This window comes from Campylobacter sp. RM12651, assembly GCF_022369475.1.
GTDB lineage: Bacteria > Campylobacterota > Campylobacteria > Campylobacterales > Campylobacteraceae > Campylobacter_E.
This window is the reverse complement of sequence record NZ_CP059600.1, coordinates 1,658,943-1,684,304: the sequence shown is the minus strand read 5'-3', so window position 1 is coordinate 1,684,304 and position 25,362 is coordinate 1,658,943. Positions and strand designations below refer to the sequence as shown.

Genomic DNA, 25,362 nt, shown 5'->3' with positions numbered 1-25,362 from the left:
CAATTTTTATTTACAGGAGTTAAAAATGTTAGAAGATTTAGGCATAAAGCCGGAGAAGATTTTTTACAATTTAAGTTATGATGAGTTAAGAGCTCACGAGTTAGAGTGCCGTGAAGGTGAAGTTTGTCAAAATGACACATTTGCAGTTGATACAGGTATTTTTACGGGTAGAAGCCCTAAGGATAAGTATTTTGTAAATTCTCATCCATCAAGTGAAAATATAGCGTGGGGCAATGTAAATAGGGCTTGCACTAAAGATATTTTTGATGATAATTTAAGAAGAGCAAAAGAATATTTAAATGGCAAAAAGCTTTATGTTATGGATGTATTTTGTGGAGCTAGCCTTGATAGTAGAAAAAAAATAAGATTTATAACAGAAATTGCGTGGCAAGCGCATTTTGTTAAAAATATGTTTATTCGCCCAAGTGATGAAGAACTTAAAGACTTCAAACCTGATTTTGTAATCATAAATGCGTGCAAATTAAAAAATGAAATGTATAAATATCAAGATTTAAATAGCGATGTATTCGTAGGATTTGATATAGAAAATAACATAGGATTAATTCTTGGCACTTGGTATGGTGGCGAGATGAAAAAAGGTGTGTTTTCTATGATGAATTACTGGCTGCCTTTACAAGGTAAGATGAGTATGCATTGCAGTGCGAATGTTGGTAAAGATGGAGATGTTTGCTTATTCTTTGGTCTTAGTGGCACAGGTAAAACTACTCTTAGCACAGACGCAAATCGTGCTTTAATAGGTGATGATGAGCATGGTTGGGATGATAATGGTGTGTTTAACTACGAAGGAGGTTGTTATGCAAAATGTATTAATCTTGACCCAAATAGTGAGCCTGAAATTTACGCAGCGATTAAGAGAAATGCTTTACTTGAAAATGTAGTTATAACTTGCACTAAAGAAGTTGATTTTTGTGATGCTAGTAAGACAGAAAACACTCGTGTAAGCTATCCAATAGAGCATATTGAAAATCACGAACCAAGCTTAAAAGCAGGTCATCCATCTAATATAATTTTCTTATGTGCTGATGCTTTTGGCGTTTTACCTCCTGTATCAAAACTAAACAACACTCAAGCAATGTATTATTTTTTAAGTGGATATACTGCAAAAGTTGCAGGAACTGAGCGTGGTATAAAAGAGCCTGTTGCTACATTTTCTGCTTGTTTTGGCGAACCATTTATGCCACTTAGTCCTAGTGTTTATGCGAAATTATTGGGCGAAAAGATTAAAAAACACAATGTAAATGTATATTTAGTAAATACCGGTTGGAGCGGTGGAAGTTATGGCGTTGGTAAAAGAATGAGTATAAAAGCAACTAGGTCTTGCATTAACGCTATTTTAGACGGCTCTATTCAAAATTGTGAATATTACAATTATGATGTATTTAATTTAGCAGTGCCAAAGAGCTTGGATGGGGTTGATGAAAGATTATTAAATCCTATTAAAACTTGGGAAAATGAAGCTGATTTCATAGCTACAAGAGATAAGTTAGCAAAAATGTTTATAGAGAATTTCAAAAGATACGGCGATAAGGCTAATGAGTTTTTAGACGCTAGTCCTAAGCTATGAGTCTAGATAGTTTTTTACAATTTAAAATAAACAAAGATGGTTTAAAACCAAGAAAACTAGATACCTTACCACGATTTGCCCTAATTTATGGGGCAATTTCTAGTGGTAAAAAATCTTTAGCATTTTATAATTTAGATGAATTTACTTATATTAATATGAGTGATTTAAGATTTATAAATGCTGATTTTAAAAGCTTCATAGAAAAAAATAAAATCAAAAATTTAATAATAAATGAGCCTTTTTTAGAATTTGAATTAGGAAATTTAGAGCGTTGTTATATATTAAGCTCTAATAAAAATTATTCTTATAAAGACTTTATTAAAATAAGGCTTAATTTTTTAGATTATGAAGAATTTATTTCATTTTCAAAGAAAAATTATAGCCCTAGCGAGCATTTATCAAATTATTTATTATTAGGGCAAAATCCTGCCAATGTGGATTTAGACCCACTTAATGCTGCTTTAAATACTCAAGCTATTTTAAAACAGCATTTAAGCGAAAACGAAATAATCACTCTTAAAGAATTAGCTTTAAAAATAGGCGTTCAAACAAGTATTTTAAGTCTTTTTAGCGAGTTTTTAAAGCATAAAAAAATAGCAAAAAATGATTTTTTTAAATGCGTTTATTCTTTAGAAGATAGATTTTTATTGCATTGGGTAAAGCATATTAAAAAAAATCTAAAAAAACCTTATTTTTATGATTTTTCAATAAAAAACTCACTTAGTTTTAAAAAGGATTTTTCTAAAACTTATGAGAATTTAATAGCTAATGAACTTTTGATGGTTTATGATGAGATTTTTTATGATGATGATATAAATTTTATTATTAGTTCGGCTAGTTTAGGAATACTATGCGAAGCTTTTACTAATAAAGATTTTATAAAACTAAAAAGCAAAAAATTAAGCAAAAAAGCCAAAGAATTAGGTCTTAAAAATATCTTAGTTTTATCATTAAACGAGCAATTTAATTTCGTTAATGATGAAATTAGATTTATAGGACTTACTTTAAATACTTGGCTAATTTCAAAGGAATTAAATGATTGGGATTGACGAAGCTGGGCGTGGAGCGTTTGCAGGTCCATTAGTGCTTGCAGCTTGTAAGCTAAAAATAAATATAAACGAATTAAATGATAGTAAAAAACTAAGTGCAAAAAAGCGTGAGAATTTGTATGAGATAATTAAACAAAACTCTGATTATTTAGTAGTTTTTGTTGATAATGAATATATAGATTTAAATGGAATTAGAGCGGCTTATCAAAAAGCTTTAGGAGAAATTATAGAGCATTTTGAAAAAGATGAATTATTATTTGATGGTAATACTGATTATGGAATGGGTATAAAAACTCTAATAAATGCTGATGAGATAGAGCCTTGCGTTATGGCTGCTAGTATTTTAGCTAAGGTTAGTAGGGATAATTTTATGGCTAATTTAGATGATAATTTATATGATTACAAATCTCATAAAGGCTATGGAACCAAAACTCACATAGAAGCTATTAAAATTCACGGCCTAAGTTTATTACATAGAAGGAGCTTTTGTGCTAAATATAGTAGATGATTATTTAGCTACTGCTAAGGGTAAAGAGCTTTTAAAGGCTTTAGATTACGAATATGAAAATAATATAATTTATCCACAAAAAAAGGATTTATTTAAAGCCTTTAAATTATGTAAAATTCCAAAAGTAGTGATTATAGGACAAGACCCATATCACGATGGAAGTGCTGATGGTTTAGCGTTTTCATCTAGTATTAAAATTCCACCTAGTTTAAGAAATATTTTTAAAGAAATCTTAAATGATTATCCAAATGAAGCTGTATTTTTACAAAGTGATTTGAGCTATTTAGCAAGACAAGGCGTGGCATTATTAAATGCAAGTTTAAGCGTGCAAAAGAGCAAACCTAATTCTCACAAGCATTTATGGGAAGATTTTTTCCTTTATGTTATACAAAGGATTAATAATGATTATGATAATTTAGTCTTTATGTTATGGGGGAGTTTTGCAAATAATTATGCAAAATATATTGATACTAAAAGGCATTTAATATTAAGCTCGGCCCATCCAAGCCCACTTGCAAGGGGTAAATTTTTTAACAATCAACATTTTTTAAAGTGTAATGAATACTTAAAATCAAAAAATAAAAGCCTAATTAATTGGCTAGAATAGTTTTTAATAATGCTTAATTTATTAATCTTTTGTATAATGTAAGTTTTTTCAAAAAGGAGCAAAAATGGCAGATTTAGATAAAGAATTAGAGGTTTTGTTTAAGGACAATACAGATGATTATTTAACTTATGAGATGATAGTTAAGTTATTTAAAAAAGCTCCAACAGCAGCAAATATAAAGACTATTAAGAATTTAGTAAAAGAATATAATGTAAATCTTCTAAGCTCGGCAGAAATTGCTAAAATGAGAAATCTAAAAGAAGCAAAAGAAAGAGCAAAACAAAGAGAATTATTAAGAGAAAATGAATTAGAAGGCGATTTAAGCAAAGATTATGATTTAAGCGAAATTAGTAGAAGTGAAAGCCCTGTTAGAATGTATTTAAGAGAGATGGGGCAGATTGATTTGCTTAGCAAAGAAGAAGAAGTTGAAATAAGCAAAAGAATTGAACTTGGCGAAGATATTATAATTGACGCTTTTTGTAGCGTTCCTTATCTAATTGATTTCATATTAGACTATAAAGATGCTTTAATTAATCGCGAGCGTCGTGTGAAAGAATTGTTTAAGAATTTTGATAATGATGAAGATGAAAATGAAGAAGATTTAGAAGAAGATGAATTAGATGATAGCGATGAAGAAAGAAAGCCTGTAAAATCTTTAAAGGAAGATAAAAGAGCAATTAAAGTAATTGAAAGCTTTAAAGCTTTAGAAAAGGCAAAAAAAGAATGGTTAAAAAGCTCACATAAAGAGCAACTTAGCAAAGATGAATTGCAAAATCATATAAATATTGCTTTCAAAAAGAATATTTTAAAAGAAAAATTATTAGCTTTAGGGCCAACTTCTAAACTAATTAATGAAATCGTAAAATCTATGGAAACGGTTTTAAAAAGTGATGTAGATTTTGATAAAGAATTAAAACGCTTAGAATATCGTTTGCCTATGTTTAGTGATGAATTAAAAGAAAGACATAAAAAAATCTTAGATAATATTACTAATTTAAGTAAAGAAGAAATCACAGAATTAGCTTTAGAAAATACTATGGTTAGCACTTATATGGAGATTAAAAAGCTATTCCAGACAAAAGAAGCTAGTGAAAATTGCTTTGATATGGATAAAGAAAGATTAAAAGAGATTTTAGAGCAAATCAAGCGTGGTAAAAATATTAGCGATACTGCAAAAGGTAAGATGGCTAGGTCAAACTTAAGATTAGTTGTAAGTATTGCTAAACGCTATACTAATCGTGGTTTAGCATTTCTTGACCTTATTCAAGAAGGAAATATCGGTCTTATGAAAGCGGTTGATAAGTTTGAATATAAGCGTGGATATAAATTCTCAACCTATGCTACTTGGTGGATTAGACAAGCAATTAGCCGTGCGGTAGCTGATCAAGCAAGGACAATTAGAATTCCAATCCATATGATTGATACGATTAATAAGATTAATAAATTTAGTAAAAAGCGTGTTCAAGAATGTGGAAAAGAGCCTACAATTGATGAAATTGCTAAAGAAATCGGTATGAGTGAAGATAAGGTTAAGCAAGTTATGAAAATAGCAAAAGAACCTGTAAGTCTTGACGCACCTGTTGGAAGTGATGATGATGGAAGATTTGGTGATAGCGTAGAAGATAGAAGCAGTATTAGTCCGCTTGAGCATATTTTAAAAGAAGATTTAAAAGAGCAAATAAATGGAGTTTTAGAGCAACTTAATGAAAGGGAAAAAACCGTTATTAAACTTCGTTTTGGACTAACTGATGATGAGAGTGATAGAACTCTTGAAGAGATAGGAAGTGAGTTAAAAATCACTCGTGAGCGTGTAAGACAAATAGAAAGCACAGCTATTAAAAAACTTAAATTCCCTAAATACGGAAAACAATTAAAAGGAGCAAGTTCATGAAAAAATATGAAATATTTAATGTAAATTGCTCTCATTGTGTTAAAAAAATTAAAGATAATTTAGAAGATGAGTTTAATAATATTACTTTTAGTGATGATTTAAAAACAATTATCATTGATTGCGATGATAAAGATTATCTTAGCAAATGCTTAGAAGAACTTGGCTTTAAATTAGGCAAAGAGATTTGAATTTCAAAAGGCTTTTTAAAATTATTATTAAAAAGCCTTTTTATAGCGTTAGAATTTATAAAGCAAAAAAACAATCAATTTTATTTTAATATTAGTTAAGATTATAATCTAAATAACGATTTGAGATTAAATCTAGGCTATGAAAGAATTTTCAGTGCTGATTTTAATATTAACAATCAATTTAACACAGCTATAAGATATATTCTAAAACATTTCTAGCATTGCTATGGATTAATATTAAATATTTTTTATTACTAAACGAAACAATATAATTATAAATCATAAAATAATATTAATAATTTTATAAAGCTTGAGTTATAATGCAAAAATTATTTTATAAATAATATTAATTTATTTGAATATATTTATAGGTTGTTTAAATGAGATTATCAAATACTAATATTACTAAGCCTATTTTGAATGTTGTGTGTAAAGATATTAGAGCTTTAAACCAAGTTGTTTTTAATCAAGCAGAGCAAGTAAAGGCTACTGATGTAAAAAGCATATATAATACCGAGTATAAAACTAATAAAAATGATTTTTATAATACTTATTTTTCTTTTAATCAAAAAACAATAGGATTTGATTTAAGCAATAAAAATCGTGAAAAATTACAAGAATTTTTTAATGAAGATAATTTTAAATATTTTGATGATAAATTGATTTTGCAAAAAGACGCTGCTTCTTATGTTGGTTCTTGGTTTAATTATGTTGCTTTTAAGCAAAACTATTTAAATGCAGATATTAATAAAAATGGTGTTTTAAATAAAACTGAAATGTTAGATATAAAACTTCAATTTCCAAATAGCAATGTTTTTACTAATATTAGTAAAACTGATATAGATTGTCTGGAGCTTTTAGGAGAATTGCAAAACTATACAAGTATTAGTAATATGATGAATTATTATATTCAAGATGATAAAAATTATGATTTAGCAATAACAGGTCTGGAGAAAAACGGAGTAGCTGGGATTAATTATGTAGTAGAAATAATTATGAATAATATTGATAAAAATAAATTGCAACAAAGTATTACTAAAGCAACTCAAGAAGACATTAAAAGACAAAGCGATTTAGCCAATGCTCTTATAAAAATAAATAATGATGATTATAGTAAGCTTAGTGAAGATGAGAAAAAAATCTTAAATTCTTTAAATATAGAAATTAATCTAATAAATATAATAGGTGAAGATAAAATAAATGAATTAGTTAAAAATAATAAATTAGATGATTTTATAGATTTTACTAAAGACTTTTTAGAAGAATTAAATAATATAAAATTAATTAACATTAAGGTTTAAAATATTTTTTTTAATTTAATGTTACTAAAAGTTACAATTTATCAAGATATTAAATAAAATAGTAATAGTATTAAATAAAATCAAATTATAATAATTCAAATCAATTTTAATATATTTAATTTCACAAAAATACTAGTTCGTATCATAAGTTTTGGTATTTTAAGATAGCTTTTTTGTAAGTATTCTAAAAGATATTAAAGACCAATTAATTGTGGTTATAGCTATAAATATCGCAAGTATATGTGTATGAATTATTGATTTAATGGCAGACTTTATTGCCGTTATGTTTTTAAATATTTAATTAAAGTAATAAACATTAAGGATTATTTATGAAACACTATATTAACAATACTTCTAACACTCCAATTATGTGGCAAGATAATATTGCTAAAAAAGAGTTAAGCACACAAGAACTAGCAAGTATAAATGCTAGTATAAAGAGCAATTCTTTTAGCGTTAAAACAAATAGAACACAAGATTATAATACTTATTTTAAATTTGGTAATGAAAACATTGGAGTGAAATTAAATGAAGCTAGTATTGAAAAATTAAAAGATTTTTTTGATGAAGATAATTTCATTAAAACTAATAAAGGAATTATTTTAGATAAAGATGCAGCTTCTTATGTCGCTGGATGGTTTAGTGATATTGCATATAAACAAAAATTTCTTGAATCAGATATTGACAATAACGGAGAATTAACTCACAAAGAAGCAAGGAATACATTAAGTGGATTTGATGAAGATGCAGTTCTTATAAGCGATGAAAAAACCAAAGAAAAATATATAGTTTCAAATTCTATTACAAAAACTTATAAGAAAAGTGATTTTTTACCAAAAAATGATGGTTATTATTCAGATATTTCAAATTCTATCAATGATGCTATAAAAGATGATAAAAATCTTGATGGTATTATTACATTTGGTGAGTTTATGGATGTAGGTGAAAAGGGATATTTTGAAGATTTTATGAGCGAAAGTGGTTCTAGTGCTCCTGCAATTAGCCTTGATGATTTGATAAATGGACTTACCAAGCATTCTAGGCAGCTTGCCGAAAAAGCTGAAGAAAAATTAACTGAAGTAATAGCAAAGATTAAAAAGCTTGGGGTTGATAAGTTAGACCAAAGTGATAAAGATGTATTAATTCAACTAGGAATTGACCCTGCACCTTATGAGAGTGAATTTAAATTAAAACAGATTATAAGTGATAAACTAAATATAAGTCCTGATAAAGTAGAAAGCCTAGCAAGTGAAAATAAATTAGATGATTTTGTAAATTTTAGTGGAAATTTTGCAATAACTCTTAGTGAAACAAAATTACTTGATATAAAAGCTTAATTTTTAATTTAAATTCTTTGTAATAAAATGGGCTAGTTTAGGGTAATAAACATTAAGGAACTTTATGAAAATAGATATCTCGCAAGTAAAAAATACTGCTATTGCTAGGAAAAGTGATATAAAAATTAAAGAATTAAACACTCTTGATATAAATAAATTAAATGCAAGTATTAATTCAAATTCTTTTAGCTTTAAGACAAATAAAGAGCAAGATTACAATGTATTTTTTAGACTTGATAAAGATAATATCGGAGTAAAGCTTAGTGAAAATAATATTAATAGATTAAAAGACTTTTTTGATGAAGACAATTTTATTAATACTAATAAAGGAATTATTTTAGATAAAGACGCAGCGTCTTATGTAGTGGGTTGGTTTGCTGATACGGCATATACAAGAAATTATCTTGCAGCCGATAAAGACAATGATGGAGAAATTACGGCTTTAGAAGCTTGGAATTTGTTTGACTTAGTTAATGTAAATTATGAATTATTACAAGATGAAAATAAAGAATATTTCCTAAAGGCAACAAATATAGATGAAACTTATGATTCAAATAGAATAGCTCATAGTATTGAAGGTAAGTCTGATTTAAGTGAGGCATTAGATATTATAATTGATATGGACAAAGACTTAGATGGTAAAGTTACAGCGGGTGAATATTGGAATGTGGAAGATAAAGATTATATAAATGAGTTTGGGATTGTATATGATGATGAAAATCACTCTTTTATGAGTATTCCACATAAAAAAATTAAATTTAATATAGCAGAAGAAGAGCTTAAGAGATTAAAAGAACAAATTAAACTTAATAATATAATTGCAAAACTTAAAAAATCACAATCTTTAGATAATAACGAAAAAGAAATATTACAAAAATTTAATATCCAAAACATAAGTAATGAATTAAAAATAAGCGAAGATAAATTAAAAGATTTAATTAGTAATGATAAGCTAGGAGATTTTATAGATTTTACGAAAGAATTTAAAAAAGATTTAAGCGATACAAAATTAATTGATATTAAGGTGTAATTTTTTATTTTTAATTAATTATTACTAAAAGTTACAATATATCAAAACATTAAATAAAATAATAATAGTATTAATTAAAATCAAATTATAATAATTCAAATCATTAATGAAAGTAGATTTTCAATGAAAAAAGCAGTTTTAGCTATTTTAGCTTTTATTACGAATGTAAGTGCGTATTCTTGGTATAGTTATACAAATGGTTATAGCTTTCTTACTTGGTCAGGTGCTTGGGGTTCAGCTTTTAATTCTTCAGCAAGAGATAGAGTAATGCCACAAAAAGAAGGCTGGAAACCACCTAGATTACCAAGATATTAAAATATAAATTAATATACTTTTACTAAATTACTTTAGTAAAAGTATTAAGGAAAACTTATGAAAATAGATATCTCGCAAGTAAAAAATATAGCAATGTCTTGGGCTGATAATGTTAAAACTAAAGAATTAAATACTAAAGATATTAGCAATTTAAAAGATAATATAAATAAAAATAATTTTGAGATTAAGACAAATAAAGAGCAAGATTACAATGTGTTTTTTAGACTTGATAAAGATAATATCGGAGTAAAACTTAGCGACAAGAATATTAATAGATTAAAAGAATTTTTTAATGAAGATAATTTCATTGATACTAGCAAAGGCATTATTTTAGATAAAGATGCAGCAAGTTTTGTAGCTGGGTGGTTTAGCGATGTAGCGTATAAGAGTAATTTTTTAGCAGCCGATAGAAATAACGATGGAGAAGTAGATAAAAAAGAAATTGATTATACTATCTATGCATTTGCTTTATATATAGAGCCAACTAAAGATGGTTCAGGACAAGCTACTAAAGTTGCAAGTTATATTCCAAGTATTTTTGCTATCAATAAAGATAATGTAAGCAGTATTAGCAAAGTACTTGATAAAACTATTAGTATGGATAAAAATCTTGATGGTTATATAACAATTGCTGAAAAATATGATTTTAAAGATATTGTTTATGAATACGGAGTATTTTTAGATAATCAACCTTTTACAAGTATTCCACTCCATAAACAAGCTAATGTTGATATGGCAGAAGAAGAAATTAAAAGAGTAAAAGAACAAATTAAAATTAATAATATAATTGAAAAACTTAAAAAATCACAATCTTTAGATAATAACGAAAAAGAAATATTACAAAAATTTAATATCCAAAACATAAGTAATGAATTAAAAATAAGCGAAGATAAATTAAAAGATTTAATAAGTAGTGATAAGCTAGGAGATTTTATAGATTTTACGAAAGAATTTAAAAAAGATTTAAGCGATACAAAATTAATTGATATTAAGGTTTGATATTAGGAGATTTTATGAGAATTAGTGGTTTTGATGTTGATATTTCAAAAGTATTTGATACTAGCTATCATAAGGCGAATTTGAGTAATTTTCACAATTTAAATCAAGAGCAAATTAATGCTATAAAAGATGATATAACAAATCAAAATTATGCTTTAAAAACAAGTGATAAAGACAATATAAATGTTGTTTTTAGTTTTGATAATAATACTCAAGGAGTTAATCTTAGTAAAAATACTATTGAAAAATTAATGGCTCATTTTGATAAAGCTGATTTTATCTTAAGTGATGATAAGCTTATTTTAAATGGTAATGCTGCTAATTTTGTCTCAAGCTGGTTTAAAACAATTGCTTATGATTTAGGACTTGCAAAAGCTGATAGCAATCAAGATGGTAGGATAAATAATGATGAATTAAGTAATGCAAGGCTTGAAGTTGGGGTTTATGGCGAGTTTAATGGATATATTTATGTAGTAAATAAATTAAGTGATGAAAGATTTATAAATACTAAAACATATGATAAATTAACTTTAGAAATTGGCACAAGTATTAGCGAGTATTTAGATAGTGTAATATCTAGTGATAGGGATTTTGATGGGGTTTTGAGTTTTGCTGAGATTAATTTTGAAAATATTAGCGAAGAACAAGATTATAAAAGTGAATTAAAAGAGAAAAATACAGATATAAAACGCTATCAAAATGAATTTCAAAGGTCAATTGCTTATTTTGCAAAAGAAGGTCAAAGTACCGAAGAAATCAAAAACAAGCAAAAAGAAAAAGAATTAGAACAAGCCGAGCTTTTAGCAAAACTTATGCAAATAACTCAAAAAATCAAACAACAAGGCTTAAATTCACTTACAAGTGATGATAATAAAATCTTAGAAAAATTAGGCAAAAGTGCAAATGCGATTGCAAATAGTGTAGAAATTGATTTGAGTATTAGTGTGGTAGAAGATTTAGTAAATAACAAAATCTTAGATATAAAAGTCTAGTTTTATGATTTTATTTATGTTTAAAATTAAGTTATTTTGATACTTATATAAAATCTTAGAATTTGAAATTCTTATTTTAAATTCTAGAATTTCAAATAAGAATTTCATCAAACTATAAAGTATTTTTGAGCATCATCTTTGCTAAGTGCATTAGCAAAATAATTATTTTGCATAAATTCACAATCTTTATTAGTAGGATTTTTTGCATATGCAAGTGCTAAAGAACAAGCAAGTTTAATATCTTCTAAACTAGCGTCATTGTCAAGTAAAGAAATAGCACCTATTAAATCAGTTCTAATTTCGCTCATTTTTATCTCTTCATTATCTAATAATTTTAAGATTTTTAGACCTTCTTCTTCATTTCTTGAAATTATCATTTTAGCACCATTTGGCAGTCTTAAATGTCTTCCATATCTTAACAATTCAGCGTTTTTACTATCTAGCGTTTTGTATTTTAGATAATCTTGGATTTTGTTTTTATATGCTTGTAAGGTTAGCAAACACCCACCAGCAGGGCTTTCATAATCGCTATAACCATAAACTTTTGCAAGTTCCATTTGTCTAGTTCTACCCCTACCACTAAAATCAAATAATTTTTCTCTATCAACCCAGCCTTTAAGTTCAGGCATAGTAGGTGCTAGTAATTTTGCACTAAGTGGGCGTAAAATGATATTATTTAAATCTTCGCTAAGTTTTGCAACACTATTTAATGCTTGTGCTCTTTGGCTCATTGGACGCTGACCTAGCACTTCTCCACTAATTACAAAAGAAGCACCTAAATCATCACACATACTAAGAGCAGTTTTAAACATATACCCATGACAATCAATGCAAGGATTAATAGCTTTTCCATAGCCATATTTTGGATTTAACAATACATCTTGCAAGTATTTACTACTAATATCAACAACCCTAAAACTAGCTCCAGCCATATTTGCACGACGCTCTAAAAGGGCGAAATTCTTTCCGCCAAACCCTGTATCAATGTGAATAGCTTCAACTTCTATTCCTTGCTTTGCAATGGTAGTGATTGATAACATACTATCAAGACCACCACTAAATAAAGCTAATGCTTTCATTTATTCTCCTAATTTTCTTATATTATCTTTAAGCCTTGCTCTTTCATCATCGCTTAATTGCTTATTATGATTTGCTATTAGTTCTACTAGGCAATGATAAGCCTTTTTTAAACCATCATTACTATGAATTAATTTATGATTTTTTATTAATTCTTTAGCGTAATTTTTAAAAAGCAAGGCGTTTAGGATATTACAACTTGCGTAATAATTGGCTAAATTATTAAAAAATACTAAGATATTATCTACTTTTTTAGTAGGGTGAATATTGTTTAAAAACTCTAGCATATTAGCATTTGCGTAGTTTTTATTTAATACATCATCAATTAAATTATTATGAAAATATTCTCTTAAAATAAGAATATTAAAATTAGCTTTTGAAATAGCTAAAAAATAAATTATCGCATCTTCTAAAGAATTGCTTTGAGTTTGTTTAGCTTGTGGTTTTTTATCTATTACTTTTGCTTTTATTCCGTTTAATAAATCAAAATCAAGCCCATAATTTTCGCAAAATATTTTAAGATGAGTATTGGCTAAAAATTTATCAATAGTATTGGTGTAATTTAGCACGGCTGAATATGCTTGTTTGATTAAAAATGGTTCAATTTTGCTTATGCTTAATTTGTCTATATAATCTAAATTCAATTCTTTTTTAAATATATATTCAATACAAAAACTAATTATATTAATAGTATTATTTAGTTCGGTTTTTAGCTTTAATTCTTCATTATTTTCAATGTATTCGCCTGGGTCTTTATATGTTTTTAGCCTTATTACTTCGGCGTTGTAGCCAAATTTACTCAATAAAACTCCTGCTTTAAAAGCAGCTGCATTTCCCGCTGCATCTTTATCAAAGCATAAAGATACAAAACAATCTTTTTTAATTAATTTTAAATGCTGCTCTGTTAGTGCAGTTCCTAGCACTGCTACTGAATATGTAAGTCCTGCTTTATGAAGACTTATTGTATCCATATAGCCTTCGCAAATTATCATTCTTTTGTGTTTATTAATATCATTTTTTGCTAGATGATAAGCGTAAAATATACTACTTTTATCAAATAGTTTTGAAGCGGGAGAATTTACATATTTTGCAGGATTTTGTGGATTTAATGTGCGTCCTCCAAAACCTACTAAATAACCTGTATTATCGTAGATTGGAAAAGTAATTCTTTCTATAAAAGATGGATAAATTCCATTATCATTTTTTTTAACTACCCCTTCTATTAATGCTTGTTCTAAAGCTATATTTGATTTTTGCAAAATCCTTAAAGTATCATTTGCACTTGGTGCGTAGCCAAGATTAAACTTAATTCTTAAATCCCTTGTGATTTTTCGCTTTTCAAGATAGGCAATCAAATTCCCACGGATATTTAATTCACTTATATAATATTCGTTGAGTATTTTACAAGCGTCGTTGTTTTGAATAATTTTTGTTTTTTTATCATCTTCTAAAATAAAGCCATAAATATTTGCTAATTCTTTTACTGCTTCTATAAATTCTAAATTATGATATTTTTGCATAAAGCTAATAGCATCACCATTCGCTCCACACCCAAAGCAGTGAAAATATCCTTCATTTTCACGAACAGCCATACTAGGATTTTTATCAGCGTGAAACGGACATACGCACATATAATTCGCACCATTTTTATGCACGGGAATGTAGTTTGAAATCAAATCAACAATGTTAATGCTATCTTTTAATCTTTGAATGCTCTCGTTTGTAATCATAAAAGTATTATATGTATAATTAATTAATTTTATTTAAAGGATATTAGTGGATTTAATACTTAGCTATTATAGAAATCCTATTTTTGGAATTTTAGTTTTAATTAGCCTTGTTTTAATTATTGCTTTAGCTCAAATAATTTTTGCAAGTTTAAAAGAAAATCAAACTAATAAAAATATTAAAAAATATCTTGCTAATTTTAATGCAATTGAGCCTAAGTATTTAAGTAGTTTAAGTTTTGATGAAAGGCTTAATTTAGCTAATGGATTTTTTAAAGCTTCAATGTTTTTAGAGTGCAAATATGTTTTGATTAATTTATTAAATGAATTTGCAAATGATAAAGATTTATTATACTTATTATCTGTTTGTGATTTAAGACTTGGATTATTAAACGATGCTAAACAAAATTTATTAAAGATTTTAAAATCTCGTGCTAGAGATGAATTAGCACTACTATGCCTTGGATATATTCATTTTAAATTAAATGAAATCAATGAATGCAAAGAAGTTTATAAATGTTTGTGCGTTTTAGGAGATTATGAAAAAGATTTAGAATTTATAAATAATTATAAAAGCTTTAATACTAAAAGTTTTAAAGAAATTAAAATTGATGATGAAGCAATAAATCCAAATAATATCAGTCAATTTTATTTATGTAAAAATTGCTCTTCACAATCTATTTTTTACACTCCGTTTTGTTCGCAGTGTTTTAAGTGTGATACAATGCAAGCTAATTTAAGGATAAGGATATGAAAAAATTAACGATTTATACTGATGGGAGTTGCCTTAAAAATCCTGGAGCAGGGGGTTGGGCTTGGATTATTATAGATAATGATTTAATCATTAAAGATAGTGGCGGAGATAAGCTTACAACCAATAATATTATGGAATTAAGTGCCTGTATTAACGCTTTAAAAAGCTTAAAAGAACCTTGCAAGATTGATTTATATAGCGATAGTCAATATGTAGTTAAGGGTATTAATGAATGGCTTAGTGGTTGGGTTAAGACTGATTTTAAAGGCAAAAAAAATGTTGAATTATGGAAGAGTTATTTAGAAGTTAGCAAAATCCACGATATTAATGCAATTTGGGTTAAAGCTCATAATGGTGATAAATACAATGAAATGTGTGATGAACTAGCTAGAAGTATGGCACTTGAGTATGAAAATAACACTATAAATGCTAATGTAGTGCTAGAAAAAAGAATTTCAAAATATCATAAAATTGAAGAAAAACTAGGATATAAATTTAAAAACGAAACCCTATTAAATCAGGCTTTAACTCATAAAAGTTTTAGCAAAACTCATAATGAAAGGCTTGAGTTTTTAGGTGATGCGGTGCTTGATTTGATAGTAGCAAATATTTTATACAAGGATTTTTCTCGTTATAGTGAAGGGGATTTAAGCAAATTAAGAGCAGCTTTAGTGAATGAAAAGTCTTTTGCAAAAATTGCTAGTTATCTTGAAATTGGAGAGTTTTTGCAATTATCAGTATCTGAAGAAAATAACGGCGGAAGAAAAAAACCAAGCTTATTATCAGATGCTTACGAAGCAATAATAGGTGCAATTTATTTAGAAAGTGGATATGAGATTGCTTGTGCTGTTGGCTCTAAGATATTAAATGAAGTTTTTCCTAAGATTGATATAGAATTAATTAAAGACTATAAAACAAAATTACAAGAAAAAACCCAAGCAATAATGGCTCAAACTCCTGAATATAGGATTTTACACACAAAAGGGCCTGATCATAAAAAAGAATTTGAAATAGGGCTTTTTTTAAATGATGAATTATTTACAAAAGCAATTGGTAATAGCAAAAAAGAAGCAGAGCAAAGTGCTGCTAAATTAGCGTTAGAGAAGTTAGAAGATGAATAGTTTTGGAACATTTTTAAAATTTAGCACTTTTGGAGAAAGTCACGGAAAAGCAATTGGAGTGGTTATTGATAACTATCCTGCAGGGGTTAGAATTGATACTGATTATATAAATTCCTTGCTTAAATTAAGACAGGGTGGTGGAGCATTTAGCACTCCTAGAAAAGAAGCTGATGAAGTTAATATTATTAGTGGAGTATTTAATGATATTAGCACAGGTGCTCCAATTTGTGTGTTAGTAGAAAATAATAATACAAGAAGTAAAGATTATAAAGAGCATTTACGCCCTGCACACGCTGATTTTACATATTATGCAAAATACGAGCATTTTGATTATCGTGGCGGTGGTAGAAGTAGTGCTAGAGAAAGTGTAGCAAGGGTTATTGCAGGTGCTTTTGCTGATTTAATATTAAAAGAATTTAACATTAGAACTTATGCTAGTATTTGTGGGGTAGGTGGTGTTAGTTTAGATGAGTTTAAATTCAGCGAAGAAGAGTATAAAAGGGCTTTAGAAAAAGATTTTAATGCTTTAGGTGATGATTTATTTAAAGAATTATTTAAAGATGAAATCACAAAGGCAAAAAATAATAATGATAGCGTAGGTGCAAGTGTTAGCGTAGCAGCATTTGGTGTAATGGCAGGGCTTGGAGATGGGCTTTATGATAAATTAGATGCTAGAATTGCTAGTGCGTTTATGGGATTAAATGCTGTAAAGTGCGTTGAAATTGGAGCAGGAAGAAAGCTTAGCTCAATGAATGGCTCTTTTGCAAATGATGAGATTTTAGGTGTTAGCAATGATGAATTAATGCAAAATCAAAATAGCTCTATTTTAAAACAAAGCCCTAATTTTAAGTCATTTAAAGTAGCAAAAACTAATATTAATAAACCTTTATTTTTACATACTAGACATAATTTTAGTGGTGGAATTATCGGTGGGATTAGCACAGGAGAGAGTATTTATATTAAAGCTCATTTTAAGCCAACTCCATCAATTTTTAAAGAACAAACTATGTTAAATAAAGACTTTAGTCTAATAAAAGATGCAATTTATGGAAGGCACGATCCTTGCGTAGGTGTTCGTGGAGCTGTTGTCTTAAAAGCTATGCTAAGTTTTATAATAGCTGATTTTTTAATGTTAAATTCATCTGCTAAAATAAGCAATCTTAAAAAAATCTACAAAGGAGAATAAATGCCAATAATTAATGTAAAATTAGCAGCACCAATGCCAAATAAAGAAAAATGCGAAGAAATAATAAGTGATTTAACAAATTATTTTGAAACAAAATTAGGCAAAAAGCGTGAGAGAATAGTGGTAATGCTAGAAGAAATTCCGCAATCTCATATAGGTTTTGGCGGAAGAAGTGTTGAAACTATTAATAATGCTGATTTTGTTAATAATTTTAAACTTGACGATGATAGATAAAAAGCTCCCTAATTTAAGGGAGTAATTATGGAAATTTTATTAATTATATTATTTGCTATTGCAATTTTTCTTTCAGTAATTTATGGGTTTTTTTATTTTATATGGAAAGCCTTTAAAATTCTTTATGCTACTTTTCCTTTAATATCTTTAGCGATTTTTACAATCTTATTTTTATTATTTATCAAAAAAAATAAAAAAACTAAAATTCAAAACTTTTTTAACCATTAGCCTAATAATTATTAGTTTTGAAATGTTTTTTATTAGACCTGTGGTTGATTATTCTAGTTTTAATAATTTTAGTTATGTTTTTAAAAGCAATTATGAAAAAGACTTGCAAGGATATTGTGTAAAAGAAAATAAGATTTTAAGTAAAGACGAGCTTTTAAGAATAGCTACTAATGATTTTTTAGATAAAACTATAGTTTATTATAAAAATATAGCTAATAAGTATGAAAAAGACAGAGTTTATTTTTATACCCTTGATGAGGTTAAGGAATTTAATGATTTAAAATTATTTGATTTAGAAAAATTACAACAACACAAAATAAACACTAAAAATTATTTAGCAAACTTACCAAAACTATTAAAAAAACCATTATTTTTATCTACTCCTTATAGTTTTGATATTGTATTTTTTAATGAAGGATTTAAGATAAATAATGGATATTTAGAGTTTTTATATACCAGAACAGATAGTGCTAACATAACTCATCAATTAAAATCTAGCATAGAAATAGACAATTGTGGCAATACCAATAGAGCTATTGATGAAGAGCCTTGTTTTGATTTTTTTGGCTGCAAATATAGATATAATTTATAAAATTATAAGAATTTTAATTAGGATTTTAAAAACTAAAATTTTTAATTAAATTCTTGCCGAAATATCATATTTTGTCATTAAAACTCATAAAATTTCTATTTTATTACTTGATTTTTAGCATTATAATTTATATATTTTTTTGAATAATAATTTATAGGCTTTTTAAAATACTATGAAATTTAAAATTAGAATTTTATCTTTTAACTTAATTTATTCATTGCATTATTAATTTAAATTAATTAATCCTATTGAAATTTTAAAAGAATTTAATTTAGTATGCTAAACCCCATTTTACCATCTCGCATTTACCTAGTTTTATGCTTAAAATTAGCTTAAATATTTTAATTTTATGGGTTTTTGTGAATTTTTGCTTGGCATTTTCTAAAATTAATTTTTGTTTAAGATTTAAAAGCCCTAATTATGGGCTTTTTAGACTTTAAAAATTTCTTAAAATCAGAAAATGCTAAGCAAATTAAAAATTTTTATGATGAAATAGGCGTTTTAGTAGTGAAATTTAACTTTTGCTTGGCATTTTCTAAAAAATTTATTGTATTAAAATTATTTGCTGATAATTAGGCATTAATTAAGGATATTTATAATGATTTTTTATTTTAGTTCTTTTACAAAGTATGGGAAAATTAAGGGTTAGAGAACATTGCCCCGTTTTAGGGGATTGAAACCTTGCACTTGTTTTTAGCTCGTTTTCTAGTGCGTTTTGTTAGAGAACATTGCCCCGTTTTAGGGGATTGAAACTATTTAGCCACATTCTCTGCTGTTTTTGATTTTTTGTTAGAGAACATTGCCTCGCTTTAGGGGATTGAAACTCAACCACGCCAAGTAAAATACAACCAAGCGTATGTTAGAGAACATTGCCCCGATTTAGGGGATTGAATCTAATTGTGTTAAATCTAAATCTTCTTCGTCTTCTGTTAGAGAACATTGCCCCGCTTTAGGGGATTGAAACAGAATGCTAAGTAATTCATATCACACTCTTGTAGTGTTAGAGAACATTGCCCCGCTTTAGGGGATTGAAACTTAATTTTATTATTTTTAGATAGTTGATTTTCTTTTGGTTAGAGAACATTGCCCCGATTTAGGGGATTGCTTATAAAATTAGTTATTTGATAAAACAAAAAAAGCTAAAAATTAATAAATTCACAAGTTAAAAAATATAAATTATTTATTTAATTTCACAAATATTTTAAAAGAATTTAAATCTAATATTTGATTTTTTAAATTTAGAATCAAAAATATTTATTTTATATTCGCGGCAAGTATTATTAACGCTAGTTAAGATAATAAAAGAATATTAAATCACAAGAAATTACTTGCAATTTAAAATATATCTTAATTTATAATCTTCAAAATGTTTTGGATAAGGGACACTTACTTTAAAGCTTTTTGATGCGTTTTCATTGATAATCCCTTCTATTTTAAAATCGTGAGAGTAAAAATTGCGAATTTTATTAAGTTTTAATGGGTCAAAGCCTTTGCTTAAATCAAATATACTTCCATCTACTTTTTTGATACCAAGGTTTATTATTCCTATATTTAATTCACAGGTTTTTACAGGAACTTTTCCATTATTATATATTTGACCACTAATTACTACTTCATTTGCTGATTTATAGTCTTTTTGATTTCTTAATTCTACACTTTTTAAAAAGCTATCTATGGTAAGAAGAGTTGAATATCCAAAAATCAATACAAAAATTATGAGTGTAAAAGAAAAGGTATAAAGTTTGTTTTTTTCTTTAAAAAAATAAATAATTAAAAATTGTGAAAATATATAAACTACAAAAGCTGCAAATATTACAAAGATATGAAATTGTGATAAATACATAAATATCTCCTAAAAACAAGTAATTAAAGTATCAATTGTATATTTTTTAACATTACTAGGTATTAATAAATAAGATTTTTCGTATGAATTTTTTGGAATATCTTTTAAAATAATTTCTGTTGTTTTTAATGGTTTTAAGGTATTTTTGATTAGTTCTAAGTTATTTTTGCTGATTTTTTTTATATTGAATTTAATTTTGCATATTTTAAAATCTCTTTGAGATTTGTTATGCAATTTAAAATCTAAATATATATTATCGCTGAAAATTAATTTATCATTTTTGATTATTTCAAGTTCTGCTGGACGATATGTAGCATTTATATAGTTTTCTCCAATAAAAAACAATACAAATTCTAAAACAATACCTACTATGATTAAAAATATTGAGAAAGTTGGAAATTTTCTTAAAAAAATCGCAAGAATTAAAATCACTATAAAAAATAAAAAACAAAGCCCAAGAAGAATTAAATCTTGGGCATAGAAATTCGCTAGATAAAAATGAATAGTATCTAATAATTTTTGCATTAATTATTAAGGCTGGTTGTCTTTTTTGTGCTTGCATTATCTAGCCAAATATTAGGCACAGCTCCGCCAGGTGTTAAGAAAATCTTAGCATCATTATTAACCTTTAAAGCTTCGTTAAATTCTTTTTGGGTTTCAATTTGCTTTAATTCTAATAATTCTTTACTTATACTTTTTGCGATTTCTCTATTCGCATAAGCTTGTGCGTCTGCTTCTATTTTTTGTGCATCTGCTTTACCTTGTGCTTCAATAATCGCAGCCTTTGCTATACCTTCTGCAAGTGCAGCTTTTTTAAGTGCTTCTTGATTTGCGCGTTCAACTTCGTATTTTGTTCTCTCTGCTTCTTGTTTAGCTATTTGAACTTTTTCAATTTGCTCTTTAACATTCGTTGGCAGTATTATTCCACGAAGTTTTACACTCTCAAGTAATACAGGTTTATTATCTTGAGCGTCTATGCTTTTTCTTGATTCAAGTTCAATTGAAGCAGCGATTTCATTACGCTTTATAGGTAATTCTTCAGCTGTATATTTTCCAACTACACTTCTTACAACTTCTAAAATAACAGGGTCTATAATTTTATTTTCCCAATCAAGTCCCCATTGAGCTATGGTTTGAGGTGCATTGCTTGCATCTAAGCGATATTGCACTGTTATATCTACTGATACAGGCAAGTTTCTAGCATCAACAACCGTGATTGATTCTTTATTGATTATGCTTTCTCTACCATAAGTTCTTTCACTAGCACCTTCAACGCTAGCATAATTTATTTGTCTTACTTTAGTATCTACAATTAAAACTTTTTGAAAATACGGGATTATAAAGTGAAAACCAGGTTGAAGAGCTATCGGATCATACTTACCAGTAGTTGATCTAATACCTACTTGTCCTGAATTTACAACTACAAATGGCTTAGCTATTACTACTATTAAAAATATAACAACAGCTGCAATTATTACTCCGTTAAATTTACCAAAACCTTTAAAATTAAAATCAATATTAAAATCTGTTTTTTTATTGTCATTTTTTTTGTTTTTATTGAAATAATCATTCAAATCTGCTGGCATTTATACTCCTTGTTAATTGATAAAGAAAGCATTTTACATTGTATAAGTTTATAATTAGAAAAAAGATTTTATAAAAGATAGTCTTATTGTTAATAAAATTAAAAGTTAAAATCAAATTCTTATTTTAGATTCTATATATTATAAAGTTTAGAGCGATAATTCGCTCTAAAAAATTAAATATAAGTTAGCCAAGAAGCGTATTTTTCATTTCTTCCATATACTATATCAAAGAAAGCATCTTGGATTTTTTTAGTAATTTCTCCACGAGCCCCATTTCCTATTACTCTATGATCTAGTGAATTAATAGGAGTAATTTCAGCTGCTGTTCCTGTAAAGAATGCTTCATCACAAACATAAACTTCATCTCTACTAATTCTTCTTCTTTCTACACTAATACCTAAATCTTTTGCAATTTTTAAAACAGAATCTTGAGTGATTGATTTTAGAGCATAATCATTTGGTGGAGTGATTAATACGCCATTTTTAACCATGAAAAAGCACTCGCCTGTGCCTTCTGCTATAAATCCTTCTTCATCACACATTAAAGCTTCTTCAAAACCTGAATTAATAGCTTCATATTTAGCCATCATTGAGTTTAGATAGTTTGCACTTGCTTTTGCTTTATTGAAATTTGCTTTTGTGCTATTTCTCATTAATGATGAACAACATACTTTAATACCTTTATTAAGTCCATCTTCTCCTAAATAAGCACCCCATTCCCAAGCTGCAATACCTACTCTAACAGGAGCTTTTGCATGATAAATTCCCATAATACCATCGCCTAAGAAAATTAAAGGGCGAATATATGTATTTGAATTAAAATTATTGCGTCTTAATAATTCAATTTGAGCATCTTCTAATTCTTTTTGTGAAAATGGTGGAGTAATTGCAGTGATTTTTGCACTTTCTAATAATCTTTTAGTGTGATCTTGCAATCTAAAAATAGCCATACCATTTTCTGTTTTATACGCTCTTGTTCCTTCAAATACTGCGTTAGCATAATGTAATGAGTGAGTTAAAAAATGAACTTTTGCATCAGCAAAGTTAATAATTTGTCCATCCATCCAGATGTAATCAGCTTTAATTGCCATACTTTTTCCTTTAAATTAAATTTTGCGAAGTTTAACAGATTTTTCATAATAAGTATTTATTTTTTTTACCTAGAATTAAAAATTAATAAGGAGAAAAAATGGTAACAGATAAAAATTATTATTTAAATAGAAGAAATTTTTTAAAATTAGGTGCAGGAACTATAGTTTCAAGCCAAGCAATAGCTGAAGAATTAGCAAAAACTAATCTTGATTTAGTTCCAAGTGATAGTGAATATGCTTATAATTATGTTAATTTTTATGAGTTTAGCACAAACAAAAGCGAATGCGTAAGATTAGCTAGCAAATCAAGCTTAAATGATAAAGCTATTTCAATTGAGATAGGTGGTTTGTGTGAAAACCCAATGACCTTAACTGATTTATCAGCTTTTAAAATTGTTGAAAGGGTTTATAAACTACGCTGCGTAGAAGCTTGGAGTATGAATTTACCTTGGCAAGGATTTGAATTAAGAGAATTGATTAATCTTGCAAAGCCAACAAGTGAAGCAAAATTTGTTAAATTTACAAGTTTATATGACCCTGATATTTTTCCTGATCAAAGATTTAATGGAGTATTGGATTATCCTTATGTAGAAGGATTGAGATTAGATGAAGCAATGCACCCGCTAACATTACTTGCAACAGGACTTTATAAAGAAAAATTAAAAGCTCAAAATGGAGCTCCAATTCGCTTAGTTGTTCCTTGGAAATATGGTTTTAAATATATTAAATCAATTGCTAAAATTGAATTTACTAAAGAGCAACCTGTTAGCTCTTGGGAAAAATACAATCCGAATGAATACGGCTTTTATGCAAATGTTAATCCAAATGTCCCACATCCTAGATGGTCTCAAGCATCTCATAGGGTTTTAGGTAGCTTTTTTAAAGAAGATACTCAATTATTTAATGGTTATGAAGAAGAAGTTGGGTATTTATATAAAGATTTAGATTTAAGAAAGAATTTTTAATGATTATTGTAATTAAAATTCTTTTAGTTTTAGTGTCTTTTGGGTATTTTATATCATCTGTTTTATTAGGATATGATTATGTAAAAGATATTTATAAAGCAAGTGGGCAACTTGCTTTAATATCTTTATTTTTAAGTATTGCTTTACATAATAAATTCTTAGTTTTTATAAAGTTTTTTGGTAAATTAGCTGGATTTTTTGCAATATTGCATTTTTTAAATTTTGTTATAGTAGATAATCAATTTAATATAAAAATATTATTTACAAATACTATTGCAATAAGAAATCTTTTAGGATTAATTGCATTTATTTTTATGATTTTAATGTTTTATAAAAAGTATTTAAATTATTCTAATTTTGTGTTTTTACTAGCGGCATTTCATTATTCTTTAAGTGTGAAAATTCCTGAAACATTGCATTATTTAGTTATATTAGTGGCATTTTTATTTTTATTTAGGAGTAAAAATGATATTCGGAAAGATTGATTATATTAATTTATTACCACTGCATTTTTATTTAAAAAGCTCAAAATTACCAAGCTATGTAAAAAAAAGCATAGAGTATAAAAAAGATGTTCCTGCAAAATTAAATAAAGCATTGAAAGAAAAAAGATTAGATTGCGCAATTATTTCTAGTATTGAAAGTAAAAGGTCAAAATATAAGAATTTAAATATAGGAATTTGCGCTAACAAAAAGGTATTAAGTGTATTAGTTGAAAAGAACTCAAATGCACAAAATGATAAAGAATCAGCCACTTCAAATGCTTTAGCTAAGGTTTTAAAATTAAATGGTAAAGTAATTATTGGAGATAAGGCACTAAAAGAATATGTAAATAATAAAGAAAAATACATTGATATGTGTGAAAAATGGTATGAATTAACTAAATTGCCTTTTATGTTTGCAAGGTTTTCAAGTATTAAAAATCATAATAGTGCAAAAAGAATTTTAAAACCTTTTATAAGAAAAAATCTAACTGCAAATCAAAGAATAAAAATACCTAATTATATTTTAGATTATTATTCAAATACAAGAAAAATTAGTAATGATGATATTAAAAACTACTTAAAATATATTTATTATAAAATTGGGAAAAAAGAATTAAAAGCGTTGAGTATTTATACTAAAAAAATATATATTTAGTGGCATTAAAAACGCC

At 27.0% G+C, this 25,362-nt stretch carries 27 protein-coding genes and 1 pseudogene; 22 read left to right on the top strand and 6 right to left on the bottom strand.

Annotated features, from left to right (window positions below; genetic code table 11):
• The first annotated feature begins 25 nt into the window (after positions 1-25).
• The 12 genes from pckA (at position 26) to AVBRAN_RS08250 (ending at position 11,802) form a co-directional block, all read left to right on the top strand.
• Positions 26-1,585, top strand: coding sequence for a phosphoenolpyruvate carboxykinase (ATP) (pckA, locus tag AVBRAN_RS08305; protein WP_214118600.1), 1,560 nt, complete (start codon positions 26-28; stop codon positions 1,583-1,585).
• A complete protein-coding gene (locus AVBRAN_RS08300) occupies positions 1,582-2,634 on the top strand; it encodes a hypothetical protein (protein WP_239803021.1) in 1,053 nt (350 codons plus the stop codon). The genes pckA and AVBRAN_RS08300 overlap by 4 nt, the downstream gene beginning before the upstream one ends.
• Positions 2,621-3,142: a ribonuclease HII gene (locus AVBRAN_RS08295; RefSeq protein WP_239803020.1), complete on the top strand. Its 522-nt coding sequence runs from the start codon at positions 2,621-2,623 to the stop codon at positions 3,140-3,142. Before AVBRAN_RS08300 ends, AVBRAN_RS08295 begins: the two co-directional genes overlap by 14 nt.
• The gene (locus tag AVBRAN_RS08290) at positions 3,123-3,749 is read left to right on the top strand and encodes a uracil-DNA glycosylase (protein ID WP_239803019.1); all 627 of its coding nucleotides are present in this window, start codon (positions 3,123-3,125) and stop codon (positions 3,747-3,749) included. Before AVBRAN_RS08295 ends, AVBRAN_RS08290 begins: the two co-directional genes overlap by 20 nt.
• A gap of 64 nt (positions 3,750-3,813) precedes the next feature.
• Positions 3,814-5,640 (top strand): RNA polymerase sigma factor RpoD, encoded by a 1,827-nt coding sequence (rpoD, locus tag AVBRAN_RS08285; protein ID WP_214118593.1) that lies wholly within the window; start codon positions 3,814-3,816, stop codon positions 5,638-5,640.
• Positions 5,637-5,828 carry a hypothetical protein gene (locus AVBRAN_RS08280; protein ID WP_214118591.1) on the top strand — a complete coding sequence of 64 codons (192 nt, stop codon included), beginning with the start codon at positions 5,637-5,639 and terminating at the stop codon, positions 5,826-5,828. The genes rpoD and AVBRAN_RS08280 overlap by 4 nt, the downstream gene beginning before the upstream one ends.
• A gap of 380 nt (positions 5,829-6,208) precedes the next feature.
• Positions 6,209-7,129, top strand: a complete 921-nt coding sequence (locus tag AVBRAN_RS08275; RefSeq protein WP_214118587.1) for a hypothetical protein — start codon at positions 6,209-6,211, stop codon at positions 7,127-7,129.
• A gap of 329 nt (positions 7,130-7,458) precedes the next feature.
• Positions 7,459-8,466: a hypothetical protein gene (locus AVBRAN_RS08270; protein ID WP_239803018.1), complete on the top strand. Its 1,008-nt coding sequence runs from the start codon at positions 7,459-7,461 to the stop codon at positions 8,464-8,466.
• Between the two features lie 64 nt (positions 8,467-8,530).
• Positions 8,531-9,496, top strand: coding sequence for a hypothetical protein (locus AVBRAN_RS08265; protein WP_239803017.1), 966 nt, complete (start codon positions 8,531-8,533; stop codon positions 9,494-9,496).
• Between the two features lie 123 nt (positions 9,497-9,619).
• The gene (locus AVBRAN_RS08260) at positions 9,620-9,811 is read left to right on the top strand and encodes a hypothetical protein (RefSeq protein ID WP_239803016.1); all 192 of its coding nucleotides are present in this window, start codon (positions 9,620-9,622) and stop codon (positions 9,809-9,811) included.
• Positions 9,812-9,868: 57 nt separating this feature from the next.
• Entirely contained in the window at positions 9,869-10,810 is a 942-nt protein-coding gene (locus AVBRAN_RS08255) for a hypothetical protein (protein WP_239803015.1), read from the top strand.
• A gap of 14 nt (positions 10,811-10,824) precedes the next feature.
• Positions 10,825-11,802 (top strand): hypothetical protein, encoded by a 978-nt coding sequence (locus AVBRAN_RS08250; protein ID WP_214118697.1) that lies wholly within the window; start codon positions 10,825-10,827, stop codon positions 11,800-11,802.
• A gap of 107 nt (positions 11,803-11,909) precedes the next feature.
• Here AVBRAN_RS08250 and AVBRAN_RS08245 read toward each other — a convergent pair whose 3' ends face one another.
• Positions 11,910-12,881 carry an argininosuccinate synthase domain-containing protein gene (locus AVBRAN_RS08245; protein WP_214118699.1) on the bottom strand — a complete coding sequence of 324 codons (972 nt, stop codon included), beginning with the start codon at positions 12,879-12,881 and terminating at the stop codon, positions 11,910-11,912.
• On the bottom strand, positions 12,882-14,609 hold the full coding sequence (dnaG, locus tag AVBRAN_RS08240) for a DNA primase (RefSeq protein WP_239803014.1): 1,728 nt from the start codon (positions 14,607-14,609) through the stop codon (positions 12,882-12,884). It abuts the gene before it with no gap.
• 46 nt (positions 14,610-14,655) lie between these two features.
• On the opposite strand from dnaG, the gene AVBRAN_RS08235 reads away from it, so the two are divergent.
• From AVBRAN_RS08235 to AVBRAN_RS08205, 7 genes and pseudogenes are all read left to right on the top strand, one after another.
• Complete coding sequence (locus tag AVBRAN_RS08235) at positions 14,656-15,360, top strand: hypothetical protein (protein WP_239803013.1); 705 nt, start codon at positions 14,656-14,658, stop codon at positions 15,358-15,360.
• Positions 15,357-15,746: pseudogene (gene rnhA, locus AVBRAN_RS08230) on the top strand (ribonuclease HI); the annotation flags it as partial. The gene AVBRAN_RS08235 and the pseudogene rnhA, both read left to right, overlap by 4 nt.
• Before the next feature lie 66 nt (positions 15,747-15,812).
• Positions 15,813-16,481: a ribonuclease III gene (rnc, locus tag AVBRAN_RS08225; RefSeq protein ID WP_239803733.1), complete on the top strand. Its 669-nt coding sequence runs from the start codon at positions 15,813-15,815 to the stop codon at positions 16,479-16,481.
• Positions 16,474-17,667 carry a chorismate synthase gene (aroC, locus tag AVBRAN_RS08220; RefSeq protein ID WP_214118706.1) on the top strand — a complete coding sequence of 398 codons (1,194 nt, stop codon included), beginning with the start codon at positions 16,474-16,476 and terminating at the stop codon, positions 17,665-17,667. The genes rnc and aroC overlap by 8 nt, the downstream gene beginning before the upstream one ends.
• The gene (locus tag AVBRAN_RS08215; protein WP_214118708.1) at positions 17,668-17,901 is read left to right on the top strand and encodes a 4-oxalocrotonate tautomerase family protein; all 234 of its coding nucleotides are present in this window, start codon (positions 17,668-17,670) and stop codon (positions 17,899-17,901) included.
• Between the two features lie 250 nt (positions 17,902-18,151).
• Entirely contained in the window at positions 18,152-18,721 is a 570-nt protein-coding gene (locus AVBRAN_RS08210) for a hypothetical protein (protein ID WP_239803012.1), read from the top strand.
• 420 nt (positions 18,722-19,141) lie between these two features.
• Complete coding sequence (locus AVBRAN_RS08205; RefSeq protein ID WP_214150243.1) at positions 19,142-19,297, top strand: hypothetical protein; 156 nt, start codon at positions 19,142-19,144, stop codon at positions 19,295-19,297.
• Between the two features lie 748 nt (positions 19,298-20,045).
• On the opposite strand, the gene AVBRAN_RS08200 is transcribed toward AVBRAN_RS08205, so the two are convergent.
• The 4 genes from AVBRAN_RS08200 to AVBRAN_RS08185 all read right to left on the bottom strand — a co-directional run bounded on the left by AVBRAN_RS08200 (position 20,046) and on the right by AVBRAN_RS08185 (position 23,241).
• Positions 20,046-20,564 carry a DUF2393 family protein gene (locus tag AVBRAN_RS08200; RefSeq protein WP_214118712.1) on the bottom strand — a complete coding sequence of 173 codons (519 nt, stop codon included), beginning with the start codon at positions 20,562-20,564 and terminating at the stop codon, positions 20,046-20,048.
• Positions 20,565-20,573: 9 nt separating this feature from the next.
• The gene (locus tag AVBRAN_RS08195; RefSeq protein ID WP_214120301.1) at positions 20,574-21,089 is read right to left on the bottom strand and encodes a DUF2393 family protein; all 516 of its coding nucleotides are present in this window, start codon (positions 21,087-21,089) and stop codon (positions 20,574-20,576) included.
• Positions 21,089-22,150, bottom strand: a complete 1,062-nt coding sequence (locus tag AVBRAN_RS08190; RefSeq protein ID WP_214118716.1) for an SPFH domain-containing protein — start codon at positions 22,148-22,150, stop codon at positions 21,089-21,091. Before AVBRAN_RS08190 ends, AVBRAN_RS08195 begins: the two co-directional genes overlap by 1 nt.
• A gap of 173 nt (positions 22,151-22,323) precedes the next feature.
• Entirely contained in the window at positions 22,324-23,241 is a 918-nt protein-coding gene (locus tag AVBRAN_RS08185; RefSeq protein ID WP_214118718.1) for a branched-chain-amino-acid transaminase, read from the bottom strand.
• Between the two features lie 98 nt (positions 23,242-23,339).
• Here AVBRAN_RS08185 and msrP point away from each other — a divergent pair, with 98 nt between their 5' ends.
• Genes msrP through AVBRAN_RS08170 form a run of 3 tightly spaced genes read left to right on the top strand, consistent with a single transcriptional unit; the run spans position 23,340 to position 25,346 of the window.
• Positions 23,340-24,206 (top strand): protein-methionine-sulfoxide reductase catalytic subunit MsrP, encoded by an 867-nt coding sequence (msrP, locus tag AVBRAN_RS08180; protein WP_214118719.1) that lies wholly within the window; start codon positions 23,340-23,342, stop codon positions 24,204-24,206.
• Positions 24,206-24,691 (top strand): hypothetical protein, encoded by a 486-nt coding sequence (locus AVBRAN_RS08175; protein ID WP_239803011.1) that lies wholly within the window; start codon positions 24,206-24,208, stop codon positions 24,689-24,691. Before msrP ends, AVBRAN_RS08175 begins: the two co-directional genes overlap by 1 nt.
• Positions 24,672-25,346, top strand: a complete 675-nt coding sequence (locus AVBRAN_RS08170; protein ID WP_214150241.1) for an MqnA/MqnD/SBP family protein — start codon at positions 24,672-24,674, stop codon at positions 25,344-25,346. Before AVBRAN_RS08175 ends, AVBRAN_RS08170 begins: the two co-directional genes overlap by 20 nt.
• Positions 25,347-25,362 lie beyond the last annotated feature (16 nt).

What these genes read in the sequence shown, in the direction of transcription:
- AVBRAN_RS08170 (WP_214150241.1), top strand. Translation starts at nt 24,672, where the DNA reads ATGATATTCGGAAAGATTGATTATATTAATTTATTACCACTGCATTTT.
- rpoD (WP_214118593.1), top strand. Translation starts at nt 3,814, where the DNA reads ATGGCAGATTTAGATAAAGAATTAGAGGTTTTGTTTAAGGACAATACA.
- AVBRAN_RS08205 (WP_214150243.1), top strand. Translation starts at nt 19,142, where the DNA reads ATGGGCTTTTTAGACTTTAAAAATTTCTTAAAATCAGAAAATGCTAAG.
- AVBRAN_RS08185 (WP_214118718.1), bottom strand. Translation starts at nt 23,241, where the DNA reads ATGGCAATTAAAGCTGATTACATCTGGATGGATGGACAAATTATTAAC.
- AVBRAN_RS08270 (WP_239803018.1), top strand. Translation starts at nt 7,459, where the DNA reads ATGAAACACTATATTAACAATACTTCTAACACTCCAATTATGTGGCAA.
- aroC (WP_214118706.1), top strand. Translation starts at nt 16,474, where the DNA reads ATGAATAGTTTTGGAACATTTTTAAAATTTAGCACTTTTGGAGAAAGT.
- AVBRAN_RS08250 (WP_214118697.1), top strand. Translation starts at nt 10,825, where the DNA reads ATGAGAATTAGTGGTTTTGATGTTGATATTTCAAAAGTATTTGATACT.
- AVBRAN_RS08280 (WP_214118591.1), top strand. Translation starts at nt 5,637, where the DNA reads ATGAAAAAATATGAAATATTTAATGTAAATTGCTCTCATTGTGTTAAA.
- msrP (WP_214118719.1), top strand. Translation starts at nt 23,340, where the DNA reads ATGGTAACAGATAAAAATTATTATTTAAATAGAAGAAATTTTTTAAAA.
- AVBRAN_RS08260 (WP_239803016.1), top strand. Translation starts at nt 9,620, where the DNA reads ATGAAAAAAGCAGTTTTAGCTATTTTAGCTTTTATTACGAATGTAAGT.
- AVBRAN_RS08210 (WP_239803012.1), top strand. Translation starts at nt 18,152, where the DNA reads ATGTTTTTTATTAGACCTGTGGTTGATTATTCTAGTTTTAATAATTTT.
- AVBRAN_RS08190 (WP_214118716.1), bottom strand. Translation starts at nt 22,150, where the DNA reads ATGCCAGCAGATTTGAATGATTATTTCAATAAAAACAAAAAAAATGAC.
- AVBRAN_RS08200 (WP_214118712.1), bottom strand. Translation starts at nt 20,564, where the DNA reads ATGTATTTATCACAATTTCATATCTTTGTAATATTTGCAGCTTTTGTA.
- AVBRAN_RS08175 (WP_239803011.1), top strand. Translation starts at nt 24,206, where the DNA reads ATGATTATTGTAATTAAAATTCTTTTAGTTTTAGTGTCTTTTGGGTAT.
- dnaG (WP_239803014.1), bottom strand. Translation starts at nt 14,609, where the DNA reads ATGATTACAAACGAGAGCATTCAAAGATTAAAAGATAGCATTAACATT.
- AVBRAN_RS08300 (WP_239803021.1), top strand. Translation starts at nt 1,582, where the DNA reads ATGAGTCTAGATAGTTTTTTACAATTTAAAATAAACAAAGATGGTTTA.
- AVBRAN_RS08245 (WP_214118699.1), bottom strand. Translation starts at nt 12,881, where the DNA reads ATGAAAGCATTAGCTTTATTTAGTGGTGGTCTTGATAGTATGTTATCA.
- AVBRAN_RS08275 (WP_214118587.1), top strand. Translation starts at nt 6,209, where the DNA reads ATGAGATTATCAAATACTAATATTACTAAGCCTATTTTGAATGTTGTG.
- AVBRAN_RS08195 (WP_214120301.1), bottom strand. Translation starts at nt 21,089, where the DNA reads ATGCAAAAATTATTAGATACTATTCATTTTTATCTAGCGAATTTCTAT.
- AVBRAN_RS08255 (WP_239803015.1), top strand. Translation starts at nt 9,869, where the DNA reads ATGAAAATAGATATCTCGCAAGTAAAAAATATAGCAATGTCTTGGGCT.
- AVBRAN_RS08265 (WP_239803017.1), top strand. Translation starts at nt 8,531, where the DNA reads ATGAAAATAGATATCTCGCAAGTAAAAAATACTGCTATTGCTAGGAAA.
- AVBRAN_RS08295 (WP_239803020.1), top strand. Translation starts at nt 2,621, where the DNA reads ATGATTGGGATTGACGAAGCTGGGCGTGGAGCGTTTGCAGGTCCATTA.
- AVBRAN_RS08215 (WP_214118708.1), top strand. Translation starts at nt 17,668, where the DNA reads ATGCCAATAATTAATGTAAAATTAGCAGCACCAATGCCAAATAAAGAA.
- pckA (WP_214118600.1), top strand. Translation starts at nt 26, where the DNA reads ATGTTAGAAGATTTAGGCATAAAGCCGGAGAAGATTTTTTACAATTTA.